We start from the raw sequence: 15,885 nt of genomic DNA on the forward strand, positions 1-15,885 counted from the left end.
TGCGCTGGAAAAACTTCGCGGCGTTAGGAAAACGTTTCGCCGGTGATCCGCTCGAACGCTTCGGTGTATTTCGCTGCGGTTCGCTCGATCACTTCGGCGGGCAACGGCGGCGGATCGGATTGCTTGTCCCATCCGCACTGCGACAAATACTCGCGAACAAATTGTTTGTCAAACGAGGGTTGAGCCGATCCCGGCGAATAGCTGGCCGCGTTCCAGAACCGCGAACTGTCCGGCGTCAATACTTCGTCGACCAGCACCAACTCGCCGTTGACCATGCCAAATTCGAATTTGGTGTCCGCGATGATCAAGCCTTTGGAAGCCGCGTGCTGCGACGCGACGCGGTAGATATGAAGGCTTTGATCGCGAAGTTTTTCGGCGAGTTCCGCACCGATGTCCGACACCATTCGCGCGAATGTGACGTTTTCGTCGTGCCCCTCTTCTGCCTTGGTGGCGGGGGTGAAAATGGGCTCAGGCAAAGCGTCACACTGCTTCAGCCCCGGCGGAAGTGCGTTCCCACATATCTCGCCGGTTGCCTGATATTCCTTCAGCCCGCTGCCTTCGAGATAGCCACGGACCACACATTCAAATGGCACGACGTCGGCTTTCTCGACAATCATCGTTCGCCCTTCCAGCGGCGCGGTGTCGAACTTTTGTGACAACGCCTCGGGAATCTCCGTTGCCAGCAGATGATGGCGTACCGGCAGAATTGAAAACCAAAAACGGCTCATTTGCGTCAATAAGCGGCCTTTGTTGGGAATCCCGCTGGGCAGGATGTAATCAAAGGCACTGATCCGATCACTGCTGACGATCATCAGCGAATCTCCCAGATCGTACACATCGCGGACTTTGCCGCTGCGCCGGGGCAATGGCAAATGCGTCGAAAGCAGTGCTCCGGCGGCGTCGAAGGTATACAGGTCTGGGGGGCTGGATTCGTTTGGGTTGCTCATGCAATTACTTTGCCAAAACGACCCTCACTCGGCAACTAGCCTACTCAGGCGATTCCTGACGGGGCCCTTGGATGGTCGTCTCGCGAATCTCCGGCTTAGAAAGTACAATAATTGCCGTAGAAGGCGGATGGCGACGTGCTGGAAATAATACGTTACGCTCTCATGCTTCAATTTTCGGTTGCGCAGCCGCGTATGACTCATCAACTTCGGAATTAGCCTGGCAAGACACTATGGGACAGTTTTTCTTTGATGTCCCTGAGACGGCTCAAGATTTTATCAGCCGGTCGCTCTGGAAAGATGCATATATCTGCGGGATCGAAGGCGTTCCCTGGCAATCGCGAAATGAGTTCGATGGTTCGCGATTGACGATCACTCGAGGAATCGAGTCCTCGGGAAAGCTATTTTTGACCTGCGTGGTCGATGGCGTCGGTTACTGCACGCTCAATACATGCAGTTTGCGACCGCTCGAGGAAGCCCACTTGCTGCTGTTGGAATTGGCGCGAGGCAGCTGTTATCGCGCCCGTATCCAATCGGATGCCTGGGAACGAGCTGGATTGACGTTGACCAGCACGTTTCTAGAGCTGATGGCCGAGGGGACGCAGCGTTTTCTCGATGCAGCGCAGCGTCGCGGTGATCCTGGTGTGGCGTCAGAGTATGCGATCGAAGCGATTTCAATCTTGGAACAAGCCAACGCGGAACTCGGTGATAGCTACGCGATCCAGTCGGTTTCGTTCCGCAAGCAACGCGAGAACCAATTGGGGACGTTGTTGGCCGCCGCGGTGGTGCCGCCGAGTCCGACCGAACCCGATCACGAAGACGAGTTTTGTGCCGCATTCAATTCGGCAGCGGTGCGGTTGAGTTGGGCTGATATCGAAACCGACTCGGGCCGCTTCGACTACGACGCCGCCGAGCAATCGATTCGTTGGTGTGCATCCAAAGGGCTGCGTGTGATCGGAGGCCCGCTGTTGGATTTCCGCGAGCGGTTGATGCCGCACTGGTTGTATTTGCTCGAAGATGATTTCGAGTCGCTGTTGCAATCGGTTTGTAATTTCGCCGAACGCACCGTGTTGAAACTCCGTGGATCGGTCCAGCTTTGGAATTGTGCTTCGGGACTGAATACCCCCGGCCCACTGAAGCTTGATGACGAGCAAATCATGCGATTAGCGGTGGGGATTCTGCAGACGGTTCGCCGCAATGATCCCAACACTCCGGCGATCATGATGTTTGATCAACCGTTTGGCGAATATTTGGCAAAACACCGCGACGCCATCTCACCGCTTCACTTTGCCGATGCAATCGCTCGCAGCGGACTCGGAATGGCCGGGTTTGGTTTGGATGTGCGAGTGAACTACGCCAGCGGCGCAACGCTGCCGCGCTCGGCCATCGACTTTGGCCAAATGATCGACCGCTGGGGGACGCTTGGATTACCGCTGTTGGTCCAATTGTCGATTCCCGGAGACCGCGGACCGGATGAAAAGGCGATCTACCCGCTCGAACCACTGCCGGAAACGTCATCCGAGCTTGATGCGAGTTCCGATCAATTGCGAATTGCAAGCCCGCTGATCCGCACGCTGCTTGCCAAACATATCGTGCACGGCATTGTTTGGGATGGTTGGTCCGATGCGGTACCGCATGTGTTGAGCCATTCAGGGCTGATCGATGCCGAGAACGAACCACGACCACTGCTGGATTATCTAACGCGAGTCCGCCGTGACTTTTTAGCGTGATGGTGGCCGCCATCTTGCAGCAAAAATCGTCACCGGCTTGTTGAATTAATCCAGATGTAAATCGCAGCCGTAAGGCACCGGGGCGTGCGTGGGACCCGGCCGCTGACGCGTCGCGGCTCACTAAATCAACAAGCCGTTAACGGCTTGTTGAATTAATGAAGTTTCCGGCGGCAAGAGGTGTATGATGGACTTTCTAGTCCGTCAATGGCGCATTCGACGGAATAGGAAGTCCATCGTACGACTAAATCAACAAAGCCGCTAAGACTTATGGTCACGCTTTAACACCCACTACCACTTTTCCGGTACATCGGGTTGTTGCCAAACGCTCATTCCACCATCGACCAACAACGTTTGTCCGTGGACATGCTCTGCCGCGTCGGATAACAGGAACACCGCAGCGCCACCACAGGCATCGGGACTGGGGATTTGGCCGTTGGGCGTGTGCAGTTTCATCCAGCTTTCCACCCGTGTGTCTTGGTTGACAATGTCGGTTAGTGGCGTGCGGACCAGCCCTGGTGCCATCGCGTTGACGCGGATTTGATGAGGGGCCAAAGAAACACACAGCGAGCGGACCATCGCTGCGACCGCTCCTTTGCTGGTGTCATAAGCGGTGTGATCGGGTTCCGCCAACACGCCGTTGATCGATCCGGTAAACAGCACTCGCCCGGCGATGCCCTGGTCGATCCAACGTTTGGCAAAGGCTTGCGTTAAAAAGTATCCCGAAGTGACGTTCAAATCGATCGTGGTGCGATACCGCTCGTACGTCATCTCCAAAAACGGCGTATCGATAAACGTGCCGGCATTGTTGACCAACAGATCGATGCCCGGCATCGTGTTGTCGATTGCCTTCATCAGCGGAGCAAGGTGATCGTTCGGAGCCGCCGACAAATCGGCGATCAATAACTCGGCTTGCACCCCCAAGTCGCGCAGTTCGTTTCGTGTTTGAATCGCGATCTCGTCTTCATCGCGGCCGAGAATCAACACGTCCGCTCCTGCGGAGGCGATGGCTTTGGCGATCGCGGCTCCGACGCCTTGGGTACCTCCGGTAACAAGGGCTCGGCGTCCGGTCAAATCAAAAGGGGATGGCGGGGGGCTCATGTTAGCAGAGAATCCAATCGATGCGTGAGCGAAGTGGGGGGACAAACGGTTCAGGCGGGCTAGTGGCGATTAGGCTAGTGGCGATGAGGCCACTGATTCCGCAGGCCACTAGTCCGTAGTCAACTCGCAGAGGGTCGGCAGCGAGTGGGCATTGTCACGAATAACGAAATCACAAAAGTTTTGTTGTCAGCGGTTTTCGGGAAAAAAGCGACAACTTTGCAAGTTCGTCTCATCGACAGGCGAAAGTTTTGCCGACCTACCTTGATGACTACCTTAGCGAGTCTAAGATAAAGGTTGTGGGACTGAATAAGACCCGCAACCGCTTCGGTCGTCTAATTTCGGCAGAGGGATCATTTTTCGGGTTCGCCAAAGTCATTCAAAGGCTTGTACAGTAGTACGCTGAGACTTTCGCGTTTCTCCCAGCGGCTCCATTTTGCCGCCGACCGATCGAAGCATTTCAAATAGCCGGCCAGTGATGTGAAAACGTCATTGGCCGGTTTTTTTATGCTTCGATCGAAACCGCTGGCATGTCACCGCAGTCCCGAGGGACTACGATTTCGCGGGGTCTTTGCCGTCGATCCAAGGACCGGCGAGATTCATGTATTCCGGCTCGACCAATTTGCTACCAAAATCACCCGCGTTCCATCCAGGGATATGTTTTGGATTGGCACGAGCTTCAGAGAGTTGCTCCCACTTCTTGGCCCAGCCTGGATCGGTGGTGCTGATCTCGCGTGTTTCCGGATCGACAAAGAACACCTTGCCTTGACGATAGCTTTCCGCACCGAGGTTCACGACGGCGATCGCGGCGGCACCCAAGTCCGGTGGGTTGTTACACATCATTGGCTCGCCCGCTTCGCATGCATCAAGCCAATTCGCAAAGTGAGCGTAGGTGGTATTGCCAACCTTCTCGGTAGCGATCCGCTCGTCTTTGTAGTCGCGTTCATGCGTGACTTGAGGACGTTCGGCAACGAAATCGAACCCGTCGAATTCTTCGCCGTTTCCAAAACGGAACGTTCCAAAGTGTCCGCGAATCAGTTGGTCGATTCGTGATTCTTGGTTACACATGGTGGCGGTGACCAAGCCTTGGACGCCTTCATTGAAATCGGCAACCACGGTGGCCACATCGGGAACATCGCGGCCGTCATATTCCATGTAAAGACCGCCCGCCCCAACAACGCGTCCTGGGATTCGCAGTCCGGTGGCTTTCAACATCGACGTGGTGCGGTGCACAAACAAATCGGTGAACATGCCGCTACCGAACGGCCAGAATCGACGCCATTGTTTGTACTTTTCACGGTCAAATGGCATATCCGGTGCAAGGCCTTCGTTCGTTCCGAGCCAGCGTTCCCAATCGATCGTTTTGGGCGTCATGTCGGCTTCGAGTTTGTAGTACCGCCACTGTCCCATGTCGCTATTGCGGAAGTACTCGGTTTGGAACCCGAGCACCTTGCCAAGCTTGCCGTCCTTGAGCAACGTGTTGACTTCATTCCAAACCGGCAAACTGGTCGATTGCACTCCGACCTGCATGACTTTGCCGCTTTCACGCCACGCCTTCTCGACCGAAAACGCTTCTTCGACCGTCTTGGTCATTGGTTTCTCGCAGTAGACATTCAAGCCCGCTGCGATCGAATCGACCGTTTGTTTGTGATGCCAATGGTCAGGCGTTCCGATACAAACGGCGTCAAGGTTTTCTTTCTCGATCATGTCGCGATAGTCGACGTAACGACCGGGATCGGTTCCTGTGGCCTTTTTGATATGGTCGGCGACCTTGTCTCGCTGTGTTTGATAGACTTCGGCAACACCGACGAGATCAATCTTCCGGCCTTCGGCGTGCAGCTTGCACAATGTCTTGACGTGCGCGCCGTAGCCGCGACCGCCGGGGCCAATGAAACCAATTCGCATCCGTTCGTTGGACCCCGCCGCTGCAGTGGCTCGTGTCGCCGAAAGGCCCACCGATGCCGCCGCGGCAACCCCGGCTGATTGCGTCATAAAGTTGCGGCGATTGGTTTGATTCTTGGTTTGTTTTTCATCGCTCATGGTAATAAATCCTCATTTTGGGCGCTCTCCGCGATCAGAGAGCTATCGGGTACAAAAAAAAACTGGTTAGTGGATGTTAAAAAGCGTCCTCCGCTGGACGGTCATTTTCGGTACAACGATTTGTCGTCGACCGCATTCAGTTTGTTTGTCGATGGTCCCCATTTCCAATCCACGGATGGAACCGAGTTGCCATCGGACAAACAAGTTAATTGGATCGGGTGATATCCCTTGGCCAATTTGATCGAAACCGTACGACGTTGGCCTGCTTGGTAACCAAAGTCGGCATCCAGTACGGATGCTTGGTGAATTCGCAAGAACGCTTTGCTGCCGGTGGACAACGACATTTGGTAGGTAGCGGTTTCCGGTACTTGGATCCAGCCTGTCCACTGGATGGCACCTTTGCCCGCAGGCAAATTCGCCTGATTCACATTGGCGGCTGTGCCCGTTTTTTGTGGTTTCATGCCACTGGTCTTGGGAACGTAGGGAAAGTCGCCCTCGTAGAACGCCCACTGCAAACCGGGCGTTGCGCCCGAGACTTCCACGGCGGGGATAGCCACGTTGTCATAAGGCCGTTTGGCACTGGCGTTGGGCATCCGTGATTGCAAGACGTGGTCACGCATCCGTTTTTCAAGTTGCTTGAATCGCGGATTGGTGTTCGCTAGATCGTGTTGTTCTTTGGGATCTTTTTTCAGGTCAAAGATTTGAAACGGATCATCATGGGATTTGATGTTCACTCGCACACCCTTGAATCCGTCCAAATGGACGACCTGCATTTGGCCGCGTTTTTTGCCGCGATGCGATGGCGAGAAGTCTCCGTACTTTGGCGTTGATCCGTTCTGTGAATACTCGACATAGATTTGGCTCGTCTCGGCTTCGCCTGTTCCGGTCAACCGTGGTCGCAGCGAAACGCCGTCGGTGCGGGCCGGAGCGGGAATCCCGCCAAGATCGGCAAACGTCGGCATCCAATCATGAAATTGACTTGGTTCCGTGTTGATTTTTCCAGCCGGGATGTTCCCAGGCCACCATGCCAACGTGGCAACGCGGATACCGCCTTCCCACACATCACGTTTGATCCCATCGAGTGGCCCGTAGGACTGAAACGACGTGGGGTCGTAATTGGAATTCGAAAGGTAGCTTTCTTGATGCGGCCCGTTGTCACTGGAGATGACGACAAGCGTGTTTTTGTCGATCTTTAGATCACGCAGCGTCTGCAGCAGATCGCCGACGCAGTGATCAATTCGCCGTACCATCGTGGCGAATCGTTCTTCTTCGTCGCTCCAACCTTTGCCGACGTAATCGGGATGACGGTACGAATCAATTTCGCCTTCGGCGGTGTTGATCATGTGTCCCGCTTCGCCGGTCCACTGAATCCCTCCGTTCAGACCGCTGCCTTTGGGATAAGCCATCGTGGGCGTTTGCAGGGCGGCGTGTGGTGTGTCGTAGGCGAGGTACAGAAAAAACGGTTCTTGCGGATTTGATTTTGTCTGCTCGGCGATCCAGTGCTTGCTGCGTGCGGTGAACAAGTCGGTGGTGTAGCACTTTGAAAGCCCCGTGGAGACTTCGCGATCGTTATGCCAGACCTGTTTGGGTTGGCGATGGGTTTCGCTGTTGCCTAGCGGCCACGAATCGGCGGGATAATGCACATGGCCATCGACGTGACGCACGTAACCATAAAATTCGTCGAAACCGCGTTTGGTCGGATAGGCTGGCCATGTTTCTGCGGAGTTGCCATTGCCCTGCAGCCCATACTTACCAATCAGCGCCGTGCGGTAGCCGGCGTTCTTCATGACCGTCGCCAAGGTGTGATTGTCGGCCAAGCTTTTGTCGAATTGGTTGTCTCGCACCTCGGCGTGGCCTTGGTGTACTCCGGTCAACAGCGACGATCGGCTCGGCGCACAAACCGGGGCCGGACAATAGTGTTGACGAAGCTGGATGCCTTCGGCCGCCATTTGATCGATCATCGGCGTATGCAGCCGTTTGTCGTGATTGGATTTGTTTTGGTGCAGCACCCCGAGGTCACCCCAGCCGAGATCGTCGCACAAAATGAAAATCACGTTGGGTTTGGACGGGGTGTCGGCTGCCATCGCCGCAGGGTGGGCCCAGGGATGAGCCAACGTCATCATCAGGAAGAACAGGGCTGTCAATCGCGTCATTCTTGAGGGATCTCTTGTGATTGGAGGTGAAATGCACGGTCTGGATTGCCGCTGGGAACACGGCGTGATCGGAACGCAAGAAGGTTCGGTTGTCATTGTAACCCAATCTCTGCTTGTGGGTTTAGATGCACGCCCTAGACTGAGCCACTACCTGTTTTTTCGTTAGTATTGAGTATCTTGCCGGTTATGACAGACATGCATCCCGATTCGGCGGAACAACCGCCTCAAAAATTGGCGGACCAACCGCCCCGAAAAATCGCTCCCAGTCCGAAATTGTCAGGGCTCGGTTTGACGCTGGCTCTATTGGCGGCCTGTTTGTTTCCGTTGGTGGGGTTAAGTCTGTACGCGACATTTTATGGTCGCGCCGCTTCGCGATCGCTGCCGGTGGAAGTCTTGCTGGACCGCCAAACCGTGGTCGCTCCCAATGGAAAAGGGGGACTGCTGACTGATGTGGTGGTGATCGTCAACCAAGCCGATCATGACATTCCCAATCTGACCGTGAATTTGAACGGCCAGTACTTCTTGTATCGCGATTCACCCCTCCGCAAAGGCGAGACATTGGTGCTGCCGCAAAGCATTTTTATGACCAAAGCCAACCAGCGATTCGTGCCGGGACGGTACCCGATCACCGAGGTCACCGTGACGGGGCGTTTGCCCAGCAATGCACGCGGAGTGACCGAAGTCCATTTTGATTAAACACCCTGTGCTTCTGTGCCCTGTGCTTCTGCCCCCTGCTCTGCCCTGCCCTCCCCTGCTCTGGCCCACTTGTTCCGTCTGACTTGACCCCCCTGCGAGAAATACCGCATGCGTTTCAATGCCGTTCGTATCCTCGGTTTGTTGATGACCCTATCCGCCATCGTGATCGTTCCGGTTGCGGCGATCGGGCAAGGCAGTCAACAGGATTATCAGCTCTGGAAAACACTCAAAAAGCGAATCGATCAGCCGGTCTTTGCGGACCGCGTCGATCCAAATTGGAGCGAGTCGTCCGAGGATTCGTTTTGGTACCAAGTCCTCTCGTCCGACAATGCATTTCGCTACGTGATCGTCGATGCAACGACCAAGACTCGCAAAGAAGCATTTGATCACGACCTGCTAGCGAATCAGTTAGCATCACAGTTGGGGGAGGACGCCACGTCGTCCAAGCCAAAATTGAATCTGCGATCATTGTCGTTTGACGCTGAATTTACCAAAGCTCGATTCGAATTTGCCAAGCGCAAATGGGAGTTCGCCCTTCCCGACGGCCCGCTCAGCGAGATCGATCCGCGACAACCTGACCACTCGGATTCGGATGACGCCGAAACGCTTCCTGCGAATCGGCAAGTCAAGCGAAGTCGTGATGGAGGCGATCGGACGCAGATCCAATTTGAAAATCGCACCGATCAGCCGCTGCACTACAAATGGGTGACGGCGACCGGCGAGTACCGCGATTACGGCCGTGTCGACCCGCAACAAACTGCGTCGATATCGACGTTCGCCGGGCATAGCTGGATCTTGGAATCTCCTAGTGGCTTGATCGTCGCATCCTTTGTTGCCGACGTGTGGCAATCACTAGCTCGGATCGATGCTCAGACGCCTCGTCCCCAACCGTTGCGACGATCCAGCAAACGCTCGTCACGTTCACCTCGCGAGGCTCGTTCGATGCAGTCTCGTTCGCCCGATGGTGCTTGGCAGGTCTCTTTCGAGAATCACAATGTGGTGCTGAAATCAGCAAAATCCGACGCCCGTGCGGTCTTGACGACCTCGGGTGATGCAACCGATGGGTTCTCAGGCCGAGTTTGGTGGTCCCCTGATTCTCGCAGCTTCGTGGCGATGAAAACCAAGACCGTCGATGTGCGGACGATTCCGATTGTCCAGGCAGCACCGGAGGGATCGATTCACTCGAAACTGCATACCATCGACTATGCCAAGCCGGGCGACGCGATGGATCATCCCCGCCCCGTGCTGTTTCATGTCAACGAGAGCGATTTGGCCGAGACCACGGTCACCATGATCGACGATTCGTTGTTTCCCAATCCCTATTCGATCCGGGACCTGCATTGGCATGACGACAGCACGTCGTTTTTATTCTTGTACAACCAGCGTGGTCATCAAACGCTGCGTGTAATTTCGGTGGACGCGGAATCGGGCGAACCGCGAGCGATAATCGATGAACAAAGCGAAACGTTTGTGTGTTATTCCCACAAAACGTTCTTGCAGCCGATCGACGCGACCAACGAAGTGATCTGGATGAGTGAACGCTCGGGATGGAATCATTTGTATTTAATCGATCAATCCAGCGGTGAAGTCAAGAACGCGATCACCCAAGGCAATTGGGTGGTGCGTGGCGTCGAGCAGGTGGACGAAGCGAATCGACAAATCTGGTTGACGGTTTCGGGAATCGACGAAGGGCAAGATCCCTATCATCGCCATTTGATTCGAGTCAATTTTGACGGCAGCGGTCTTGTTCGATTGACGCGGGGTGATGGAGACCACGAGTGGGAATTTTCGCCGCAGCGTCGCTATATCGTCGATTCGTATTCGCGAGTCGATCTGCCGCCGGTGACCGAACTTCGGGACGCCGAGACAGGCGAATTGGTCGTGGAATTGGAAAAGGCAGATGCGTCTGAGTTATTAAAGACCGGATGGCAGTTTCCAGAACGATTTGTTGCTAAAGGACGTGACGGAGAAACCGATATTCACGGGATCATCATTCGTCCCACTCATTTTGATGCGAGCAAGTCGTACCCGGTGCTCGAGGCCATTTACGCCGGGCCTCATTCCGCATTTGTGCCCAAACAGTTTGGCCGCCACGCCAGCTTGGTGGAAATGGCCGAACTTGGGTTTATCGTTGTCAAAATCGATGGGATGGGGACCAGCCATCGCAGTAAAGCGTTTCATGATGTGTGCTGGCAAAACCTTGGCGACAGCGGGTTTCCCGACCGCATCGCGTGGATGAAAGCGGCCGCGGTCGACCGCCCCGAAATGGACCTCTCGCGGGTGGGCATCTGGGGCGGCTCTGCAGGCGGCCAAAGTGCGATGCGAGCGCTGATTGCTCACGGCGATTTCTATCGGGCGGCGGTGGCCGATTGCGGGTGTCACGACAATCGTGTGGACAAACGCTGGTGGAACGAACAGTGGATGGGATACCCCATCGGACCTCATTACGCCGAGCAATCCAACGTGACCCAGGCTCATCGATTGCAAGGCGATTTGATGTTGATCGTGGGCGAGATGGACCAAAACGTCGACCCCGCGACGACGATGCAAGTGGTGGACGCGTTGGTGCAAGCGGACAAGGATTTCGAACTGCTGGTGATGCCTGGGGTCGGTCACGGCGCTGCTTCGCATCCGTATGCCCATCGCCGCCAAGCGGACTTCTTTGTTCGTAAATTGTGGAAAAATGAGCCCCGGTTCTAGGGGGGCGTTGCCGCGTTTTAGGTACCGCAAGTTGATTCGTTAACGCCGGATACTCCTCGTAGGTGAGGGGGGGCAGGCAAAGAAAACGCGAATACTGGCTCAAAAACGGCCAAAAAACGCTAGAAAACACCTTTTTGCTTTGATTCAACTTGCTTAGGCTAGAACCAGTTTCGTAAACGTCGCGTAGAAACCGTTCGAAAAGTCTCTCGTTTTCCGCTGCTGTACTGCACTTTTTTGATGAACCTCGCTTCCCGAATCGCGTTGATTGCCTATGTGGTGGGCGGCTGGCTGTTGCCGGCAATGCACCATCACGCCGGGCATTCGCATGCGTCTCCGTTCGGCGCGATGAGTTCAGCGTGCTGCTCGGATCACGGTTGCGACGCGGTGTCAGCGACGCCCGACGTGCATCAAGACGATGTGTCGAAGTGCTGTCGCGCTCACGATTGTGATGCTACGGAAACGAGTGCTACCGCAAGCGATGTGGCAGCCCAATCTGATGCGGTCTTGTACGCCGTGGATTCGGGCAATCCAGATGCGTGTCTTGGGCTTTGTGCACTGTGTGCCGCCCAAAGTTTAGTCGGTCAAACGGTCACCAGTGCAGCAGGCTCGGTGGGCGAGATCCAACTCGTCGATCGATTCGGTTTGACTGGAATTCAGTGGCCGCTCCGCGTTCAACGCGGCGGCATCTCTTCTCGCGGTCCTCCTGCGATTCTTTAAAGACGGTTCGCGGCCCTCGCGTCGCGATCGACCATCGTTGATTTTGGCATCTGCAATTGGTTGTTGATGCTTGCTTGATCTTTCAATTGGCGCTGCGTCGTCGGTTGATCTTTCGATCCGGTCTTTTTTGAATCATTAATTTTTATTTGAATCGTAGAGAAACGCAATGAATACGCCCTTTGTCTTGCCTGTGCCGCGAAGTCCTCGCTCACGTTTTGTTAGCCCACGCCAAGGATTTACCTTGGTTGAATTGTTGGTCGTGATCGCGATCATCGGGGTCTTGGTTGGATTGTTGTTGCCCGCAGTGCAAGCAGCTCGTGAAGCGGCTCGTCGGATGAGCTGCAGCAATAATGTAAAACAGCTTGGTTTGAGCATTCACAATTACCATTCGTCGTACAACCAATTGCCGATGCATGGCGGTGGGACTTGGGTCAACGGAGCCGCGATCGGCAGCGACGTCAGCAATCGCATGGACCTTTCCGCTTGGGTCGGTTTGACTCCGTTCTTTGAACAGCAAGCGTTATGGGAACAGATCAGTAACCCGTCGGGAGCCTACCCTGCCATGGGCCCGGAAACGGATGAAGCGAACTATCAACCTTGGGTCACGGAATTGGCGACACTGCGTTGCCCGAGCGATCCCGGTGTAGGATTGCCCAGCTTTGGTCGAACCAACTATGCCGTTTGTCTTGGTGATTCGATCCATTACATGGACCGCGGACCGCTGGGAATCGAGAGTGCGACGACCGTCACGCTTAGCAATCTTGCCACGCATGCAACCGAAGCTCGAGCGGCTTGCCGAGGCGCGTTTGTGTCACACCAAACGATGCGTTTCCGCGATGTGTTGGATGGTATGTCCAACACGATTTTTGCAGGCGAAATCGCAACGGATCTCGGTGACAATGACATTCGTACGATTGCCGCGATCGGAAATGACGCGTCCGAATTGGTGCGTGAAGAACCCGACTATTGTGTTCACGACGGGTTGGTCGACCCCAATCGTCCGAAATTCTGGCTCGCTGGCGCGGCAACGCTTGCTCCTTCAAATCACGGTCGCGGATTTCGTTGGGCATCGAGCGGCTCGTCCTACACGGGTTTCAACACGATCATTCCACCAAACCGGGAACTTTGTTTTGGTGGTCCCGATGCAAGTTCGCATGGCGTCGCACCGCCGAGCAGCCGACATCAAGGCGGTGTGCATGTGTTGATGGGAGATGGCTCGGTCAAATTTGTCACCGATTCGATCATCGGGGGCGACGTTCACCACGAGAACGTTTGGAGTGGCGGAGCCGGCGAAAGTGCTCCGGGATCCAAGAGTCCATACGGTTTGTGGGGAGCCCTTGGCACACGCGCTTCACGCGAAGTCATCTCCGACGACTTCTAGGGCAATCTGTCGCTCGTCCCGTCGACGGATGGTAGCGAAAGTCGCCAAGACTTTCGGCAATCATCCTCGTCGAACGTGCACGTTCGCGTTACGACTGTGCCAAAGCCGGCGTCGGCTGCGGCAACGTTGGCGACGTGCGTTGGATGATTTGCTGTGCCGCCAATGTCGCAAGCGCCTTCAGCGTCAGTTGCGGATTGATTTCGCAACCGGCGGGAAAGATCGAGGTATCGGCGACTGTCAGATTTTCGATCGCTTCGCCGCAATCAGTCATCATTTGGAAGGTCGTCGGATTGACCACGTCGCCCAGCGACGCGCCGCCTTGCGGGTGGGTCGTTAACAGATTGACGAACGCGGGACCGCGGCGACGAATCTCGGCAAGTCCCCATTCAAAGTCATCCATGTTGCGGATTCGCAGCGGGCGGCCACATCGCATCAGGATCGACTTGGTTGGCAGGTGCAACGTGACAGCATCGTCTGGTTTCGCTGCGGCGAAATAAATTCTCGCGACACGACGCAAACCACGCAGCAGCATTTCAAACTCGTCGCAGTCAAATTCGAGATGGAAATCGCCGCACGAGTCGACATAGTTGCTGCAGCGGACTTTGGTCGGAACGACGATGCCGGACATCGAAAGATGGTTGAACTTTCGCATCACACAGGCGAACTCTTTGAACCAACCGGTTAACGCGAGCGCCACGGTGCCGGGAAAGTGGAACCAGTTTTCCAGCGCAGGTTCCTCGACCATTTTGCCGTTTTCCATGATGTTGCGTCGGTCGACCAAGAAACACTGGGTCACGCCCGGTTCCGGCCGTCCGCTATCGGATGGCCAAATCGGTTTGTCAAACATTGCATAGAGCGCCGTTCCGATGTTTGCAGTCAAGCGTTTGCCAAGGTGTTGGTTTCTTAGTCCCGCACATGCCAAACTGTGACTTAGCAGTTTATTCGTTTCTCCGATGCCCGCCGCGACAACAAATTCGTTGGCTGAAATCGTGGTGTGAGTGTGGCATCCCGATTCGCTGCGGTGGTACACATCGACGCCGTCGACTCGCAACGCCCCCGCCTCGTCACGACGAATCCTCAAGCGTTTTCCTTCGGTTCGGTACGACACCTCGGCGGGAACCGGATTGTGCATCGATTGCGTCAGGAAACTGTTGGGCTCGCCGGGTTTGTACGGATGCACTCCACCGATGTGATCGCCAAAACTGTCGACCGAGTTGTCGCTGCCGCAGCCAAGACACTGCCGCCGCATCGCCACGGGCAACGGTTGGACCTCTTCGCCGAGCGCATGGCAGCCTTCGGCAAAACGCATGCTGCGGTCACTGATTTGGGACCGTGTGACTTCGGTGTTGACCCCAAGCTCATCACAGATCCGGGTCATCACGTCCGAGAATTGAGCATAATCCACGCCGGTGGGCCGACGATCGCCCCACGATTCATACACCGATTCAATGATCGGCAAGTGAATCGCGTTGTTCACATAGGGGCCGCCGCCAAAAACACGTGCCTGGCAGACGTTGACCGTTTGCTTGGGCGGAATCTTCTTACGCATCGATGGGATGGCAAGCTGCAGTTTGGAATGAACATTCCCCAACCCGCCCGCGATTTGACCGGCGCCGTCTTTATAGAGTCGATAGAGAACTTGGTCGCTGCGTGGCGGTGCCAATTTGATGCTGCCATCGTCCTGCGGGACCTTTTGGATCAACGCATCGGGGCTGACAAAATCGCCGACGTCAAGAATCAGCACACGCAGCCCTGCTGCGGTCAAGCGGCTGGCGGTCGTGGCGCCGCCCGCCCCGCTGCCGATGATACAGACATCGTAGTGTTGGTTCAGATCCGCTAACGCAGGCGGATCCATCGTCACCAAAAATTTAGGATTCTCACATTGCGGAGACCATCCGCCACCGATCAGTTCACGTGCCGGCCGACGCGAATGGATCACAAGTCGTCCCAGCATCGTGACGCCGCTGACAGCGGTATGTAGCAAATGGTCGTCGGTCCACTCGATACGTGGTGGTCCGTGTTTGTCGCAAGGCGTCTCGCCCTGATTAAGCAAGCGGCGAAGCTCGTGAGGGCAAAGCGTGTGCAATTGATGAGCGGTGTGTTTGACGCTGTAAAGGTTCAACCACAGCAGTGCGATGTTCAGCCCGAGTTGCAAACGCGCAGGAAGATGCTCGGCATAGACCAGCACTTCACGTGCGACTTGGCAGGCGTCATCGCCTTGATGGCCGCACCACAGCGAATCAATTTGCGCACGGATGATCGCAACGAGCGTTGGAAAACGCTTTTCGCGAATCGTTTGAATCGGACAATCCGGATGATTGTCACTACCGCCAAGTCCAAACGGTAGGAACCCGGCCGCCAAAGATCCTTTGAGGATGTCTCGGCGAGAAAATGTGTCCAGTGAAGAAAAATCTAGCATCCTTGCCAGT

General features: G+C 55.4%; 10 protein-coding genes. 5 read left to right on the forward strand and 5 right to left on the reverse strand.

Annotated elements, in window-relative coordinates:
- Nucleotides 1-23: 23 nt before the first annotated feature.
- On the reverse strand, nucleotides 24-947 hold the full coding sequence (locus ABEA92_RS28850) for a phosphoribosylaminoimidazolesuccinocarboxamide synthase (RefSeq protein ID WP_345688898.1): 924 nt from the start codon (nucleotides 945-947) through the stop codon (nucleotides 24-26).
- A gap of 230 nt (nucleotides 948-1,177) precedes the next feature.
- Between ABEA92_RS28850 and ABEA92_RS28855 the strand changes: the two genes are divergently transcribed.
- A complete protein-coding gene (locus ABEA92_RS28855; protein ID WP_345688900.1) occupies nucleotides 1,178-2,674 on the forward strand; it encodes a glycoside hydrolase family 10 in 1,497 nt (498 codons plus the stop codon).
- A 288-nt stretch (nucleotides 2,675-2,962) separates the two neighbouring features.
- Here ABEA92_RS28855 and ABEA92_RS28860 read toward each other — a convergent pair whose 3' ends face one another.
- The 3 genes from ABEA92_RS28860 to ABEA92_RS28870 form a co-directional block, all read right to left on the reverse strand.
- Nucleotides 2,963-3,772 (reverse strand): SDR family NAD(P)-dependent oxidoreductase, encoded by an 810-nt coding sequence (locus ABEA92_RS28860; RefSeq protein WP_345688902.1) that lies wholly within the window; start codon nucleotides 3,770-3,772, stop codon nucleotides 2,963-2,965.
- 549 nt (nucleotides 3,773-4,321) lie between these two features.
- Entirely contained in the window at nucleotides 4,322-5,809 is a 1,488-nt protein-coding gene (locus ABEA92_RS28865; RefSeq protein WP_345688904.1) for a Gfo/Idh/MocA family protein, read from the reverse strand.
- A gap of 101 nt (nucleotides 5,810-5,910) precedes the next feature.
- On the reverse strand, nucleotides 5,911-7,962 hold the full coding sequence (locus ABEA92_RS28870; RefSeq protein ID WP_345688906.1) for an arylsulfatase: 2,052 nt from the start codon (nucleotides 7,960-7,962) through the stop codon (nucleotides 5,911-5,913).
- Between the two features lie 186 nt (nucleotides 7,963-8,148).
- On the opposite strand from ABEA92_RS28870, the gene ABEA92_RS28875 reads away from it, so the two are divergent.
- From ABEA92_RS28875 to ABEA92_RS28890, 4 genes are all read left to right on the forward strand, one after another.
- The gene (locus tag ABEA92_RS28875; RefSeq protein WP_345688908.1) at nucleotides 8,149-8,658 is read left to right on the forward strand and encodes a hypothetical protein; all 510 of its coding nucleotides are present in this window, start codon (nucleotides 8,149-8,151) and stop codon (nucleotides 8,656-8,658) included.
- Between the two features lie 108 nt (nucleotides 8,659-8,766).
- On the forward strand, nucleotides 8,767-11,358 hold the full coding sequence (locus tag ABEA92_RS28880; protein ID WP_345688910.1) for a DPP IV N-terminal domain-containing protein: 2,592 nt from the start codon (nucleotides 8,767-8,769) through the stop codon (nucleotides 11,356-11,358).
- A gap of 237 nt (nucleotides 11,359-11,595) precedes the next feature.
- Entirely contained in the window at nucleotides 11,596-12,075 is a 480-nt protein-coding gene (locus ABEA92_RS28885; RefSeq protein WP_345688912.1) for a hypothetical protein, read from the forward strand.
- A gap of 166 nt (nucleotides 12,076-12,241) precedes the next feature.
- Nucleotides 12,242-13,456: a DUF1559 domain-containing protein gene (locus ABEA92_RS28890; protein ID WP_345688914.1), complete on the forward strand. Its 1,215-nt coding sequence runs from the start codon at nucleotides 12,242-12,244 to the stop codon at nucleotides 13,454-13,456.
- Nucleotides 13,457-13,544: 88 nt separating this feature from the next.
- Here ABEA92_RS28890 and ABEA92_RS28895 read toward each other — a convergent pair whose 3' ends face one another.
- Nucleotides 13,545-15,875, reverse strand: a complete 2,331-nt coding sequence (locus ABEA92_RS28895; RefSeq protein WP_345688916.1) for a GMC family oxidoreductase N-terminal domain-containing protein — start codon at nucleotides 15,873-15,875, stop codon at nucleotides 13,545-13,547.
- Nucleotides 15,876-15,885 lie beyond the last annotated feature (10 nt).

The sequence above is a fragment of the Novipirellula caenicola genome, assembly GCF_039545035.1.
GTDB classification, from domain to species: domain Bacteria; phylum Planctomycetota; class Planctomycetia; order Pirellulales; family Pirellulaceae; genus Novipirellula; species Novipirellula caenicola.

What these genes read in the sequence shown, in the direction of transcription:
- ABEA92_RS28850 (WP_345688898.1), bottom strand. Translation starts at nt 947, where the DNA reads ATGAGCAACCCAAACGAATCCAGCCCCCCAGACCTGTATACCTTCGAC.
- ABEA92_RS28855 (WP_345688900.1), top strand. Translation starts at nt 1,178, where the DNA reads ATGGGACAGTTTTTCTTTGATGTCCCTGAGACGGCTCAAGATTTTATC.
- ABEA92_RS28860 (WP_345688902.1), bottom strand. Translation starts at nt 3,772, where the DNA reads ATGAGCCCCCCGCCATCCCCTTTTGATTTGACCGGACGCCGAGCCCTT.
- ABEA92_RS28865 (WP_345688904.1), bottom strand. Translation starts at nt 5,809, where the DNA reads ATGAGCGATGAAAAACAAACCAAGAATCAAACCAATCGCCGCAACTTT.
- ABEA92_RS28870 (WP_345688906.1), bottom strand. Translation starts at nt 7,962, where the DNA reads ATGACGCGATTGACAGCCCTGTTCTTCCTGATGATGACGTTGGCTCAT.
- ABEA92_RS28875 (WP_345688908.1), top strand. Translation starts at nt 8,149, where the DNA reads ATGACAGACATGCATCCCGATTCGGCGGAACAACCGCCTCAAAAATTG.
- ABEA92_RS28880 (WP_345688910.1), top strand. Translation starts at nt 8,767, where the DNA reads ATGCGTTTCAATGCCGTTCGTATCCTCGGTTTGTTGATGACCCTATCC.
- ABEA92_RS28885 (WP_345688912.1), top strand. Translation starts at nt 11,596, where the DNA reads ATGAACCTCGCTTCCCGAATCGCGTTGATTGCCTATGTGGTGGGCGGC.
- ABEA92_RS28890 (WP_345688914.1), top strand. Translation starts at nt 12,242, where the DNA reads ATGAATACGCCCTTTGTCTTGCCTGTGCCGCGAAGTCCTCGCTCACGT.
- ABEA92_RS28895 (WP_345688916.1), bottom strand. Translation starts at nt 15,875, where the DNA reads ATGCTAGATTTTTCTTCACTGGACACATTTTCTCGCCGAGACATCCTC.